Annotated in this window: 4 protein-coding genes; 2 read left to right on the forward strand and 2 right to left on the reverse strand. The window is 73.5% G+C overall.

Annotated elements, in window-relative coordinates:
- On the reverse strand, positions 1-636 hold a 636-nt coding region (locus FV222_RS22145), incomplete at its 3' end, for a helix-turn-helix transcriptional regulator (protein ID WP_246685597.1).
- Between the two features lie 98 nt (positions 637-734).
- Between FV222_RS22145 and FV222_RS22150 the strand changes: the two genes are divergently transcribed.
- Both FV222_RS22150 and FV222_RS22155 read left to right on the forward strand, forming a co-directional pair.
- The gene (locus FV222_RS22150; protein ID WP_147815652.1) at positions 735-1,931 is read left to right on the forward strand and encodes an MFS transporter; all 1,197 of its coding nucleotides are present in this window, start codon (positions 735-737) and stop codon (positions 1,929-1,931) included.
- 39 nt (positions 1,932-1,970) lie between these two features.
- Positions 1,971-2,477, forward strand: a complete 507-nt coding sequence (locus FV222_RS22155) for an N-acetyltransferase (protein WP_147815653.1) — start codon at positions 1,971-1,973, stop codon at positions 2,475-2,477.
- 42 nt (positions 2,478-2,519) lie between these two features.
- Here FV222_RS22155 and FV222_RS22160 read toward each other — a convergent pair.
- Positions 2,520-2,778 (reverse strand): c-type cytochrome (locus FV222_RS22160; RefSeq protein WP_147815654.1); only part of this gene is annotated, 259 nt, incomplete at its 5' end.

A 2,778-nucleotide genomic window follows, 5' to 3' on the forward strand; every position in this document is an offset into this window, starting at 1 on the left:
GGTGATCCGCGCCCGCGCCCGCCAGTCGCCGAAACTGAGGCCGGTCTCGCGGCGGAAGCCGCGGGTCAGCGTGCGCCGGCTCGCCCCGGCCCGCTCCGCCCAGGCGTCGAGGTGTTCGGCGCAGGCCGGGTCGGCGATCAGCCCGAGGCAGACCCGGCGCAGGCGCGGGTCGCGTGGGAGCGGCAGGGCCAGCGGCGTCTCGGGCGCGTGGCCGATCTCGTCGAGCACCAGGGCGGCGAGATGCCCGCCGCGGCCCGCCTCGTCGTACAGCACCGGCTCCTCGGCCAGCGCCGCCAAAGCCGCGGCAAGCAGCGGCGAGACCGCGATCACCCGGCAGCGTTCCGGGACGGCGGCGAAGGCGCGCGGATCGAGGTAGGCCGAGCACATCGCCACCGCCCCGTGCATCGCCACCGCATGCGGCAGGCGCGGCGGGATCAGCAGCGCGTGCCCCTCCGGCACGACCCAGGTGCCGTCGTCGGCCGACGCCATCATCAGCCCGGCGGTGGCGTAGAGCAGCTGCGCACGCGGGTGGAAGTGCCGGTCGGTCCGACTCGCCGCGGCGAAGGTTTTCGGCATCACCGCGACCGCGCGAGGCACGGTCTGGTAGTCGGCGGCGTCGGTCGATCGCAACGGCACGGCGCACCCTCGCAAAATGGCCCGGTAGCGTACATCTGCGGCCCGACACCGTCCATCGGGTCAGGATATCGAGCGACGATCCCGAAGGACATGCCGCGATGAGCCCTGAAGACCTCTCCAGCCGCACCCTGCGCTTCGTCAACGTCGCGCACGCCCTCGACCACTTCGTGCTGCTGATCTACCCGACCGCGGTGATCGCCATCGCGAGCCAGACGGGCCTCGGCTACGGCGAGCTGATCGGGCTCGCCACCGGCGCCTTCGTCGCCTTCGGCCTGTGCTCGCTGCCGATGGGCTCGCTCGCCGACCGCTTCGGCCGGCGCAACATGCTCGCCGTGTTCTTCTTCGCCTACGGCCTGTCATGCCTCGGGGTCGCGAGCGCAACGAGCCCCACCGCCTTCGCGGTCTGTCTCTGCGTGCTCGGCCTCGCCTCGGCGATCTACCACCCGGTCGGCTCCAGCATGCTCGTGACCCATGCAAGGCGGCTCGGGCGCGACCTCGGCATCAACGGGGTCTGGGGCAATTTCGGCGCGGCGTCGGCCTCAGGGGCGACCGCGCTGCTCGCGACGACGCTGGGCTGGCAGGCCGCCTTCGTGGTGCCGGGCCTCGTGTGCCTCGCCTGCGGCGCGGCCTTCGTCGCGATGGTGCCGGGCGACGGCGACGGCGAGGCGCACAAGGCCGGCGCGGCGGGTGTCATCCCGGTGACGCGCCCGATGGCCCTGCTGGCGATGTTCGGCGTGGCGATCTTCGCCGGCGGCATCACCTTCAACGTCACCACGATCTCGCTGCCGAAGGTGATCGACGAGGGCGTCGGGCAGGCCCTGTCGCTCACCTCGATCGGCTCGATCGCCACCGCCGTGTTCGTGTTCGGCGCGATGACCCAGCTGCTGATGGGCCGCCTCGTCGACCGCTTCGGCCTGCCGAGCCTGTTCCTCGGCCTCTCGGTGCTGCAGCCGGTCGGCCTCGGGATCGCTGCGGCGACCACGGGTCCGCTGCTGCTGCTCGGGCTGGTGCTGGCGATCGCCGCGATCTACGGGCAGGTCGTCATCAACGACGCGATGATCGCCCGCTACGTCCCGGCGCACCAGCGCGCGAAGGCCTACAGCCTGCGCTACTTCGTGGGCTTCACCGCGAGCGGCTTCGTGGTCCCGGTCATCGCCCTCCTGCACGATCGCGGCGGCTTCCCCCTCGTGCTCGGGATGGCGGCGGCCTTCGGCGCGCTGATCTGGGTCGCCGCCTTCGGCTTCTACCGGCTGGTGCGGGGCGACGCGCGGCCGGTCCTCGCCGCCGCCGAGTAGCGGCTGCGGCGCGGCGCGAAACCTGTTACGGCGGAGACCGTGCCAGCCCTCTCCCTCGTCATCCGCCCCGAGACGCCCGACGATCACGACGCGATCGAGCGGCTGCACGCCCGCGCGTTCGGGCCGGGGCGCTACGCGCGCACCGCCTTCCGGCTCCGCGAGGGCGCGGCGCATCGGGCCGACCTCAGCGTCACGGCGTCCGTCGGCAGCTTCCTCGTCGGCTCGGTGCGGATGGCGCCGGTGACGGCCGGCGGCGTCGGCTTCCTGGCGCTCGGGCCGCTGGCCGTCGACCCGAGCTTCTCGGGCCGCGGCGTCGGCACGGCGCTGATGCGGGCGAGCCTGACTGCGGCGGCGGAGGCCGGCGAGGGCCTCGTGATCCTCGTCGGCGACGCGCCGTTCTACGCCCGCTTCGGCTTCCGCCCCGTGCCGGCCGGGCAGCTGGTCCTCCCGGGCCCGGTCGACCCGGCCCGCTTCCTCGCCCTGGAACTGAAGCCCGATTTCCTCGCCACCGCGCAGGGGCCGGTCGCGGCGGACAGTAGGAGCTGACAGGCGGCGAGAGCTGACGGGCCGAGCGCGCCGAAGGTCGGCTCAGAGCCGCGCGATGTAGGCGGCGAGGTCGGCGATCTCGTCGTCCTTCAGCGTCTGCGCGACCTCGTTCATCGCCGGATCGTAGCCGGGTCGTGCGTTCGAGCGATACGCCGCGAGCGCCGCCTTGAGATAGTCCTCGCGCTGGCCGCGGATGCGCGGGAGCGCGTCGCGTCCGGCGAGGTCGGCACCGTGGCAGGAGTTGCACTGGTGCTTGGACACGAGCGCCTGCGCCCGCGCGGCGAGCGCCGGATCGGGCGGC

Origin of the sequence: Methylobacterium sp. WL103, assembly GCF_008039885.1 — a bacterium.
Taxonomy (GTDB): Bacteria; Pseudomonadota; Alphaproteobacteria; order Rhizobiales; family Beijerinckiaceae; genus Methylobacterium; species Methylobacterium cerastii.

Excerpts from the sequence above, each read along its gene's own strand:
- FV222_RS22150 (WP_147815652.1), top strand. The coding sequence starts at position 735 with ATGAGCCCTGAAGACCTCTCCAGCCGCACCCTGCGCTTCGTCAACGTC.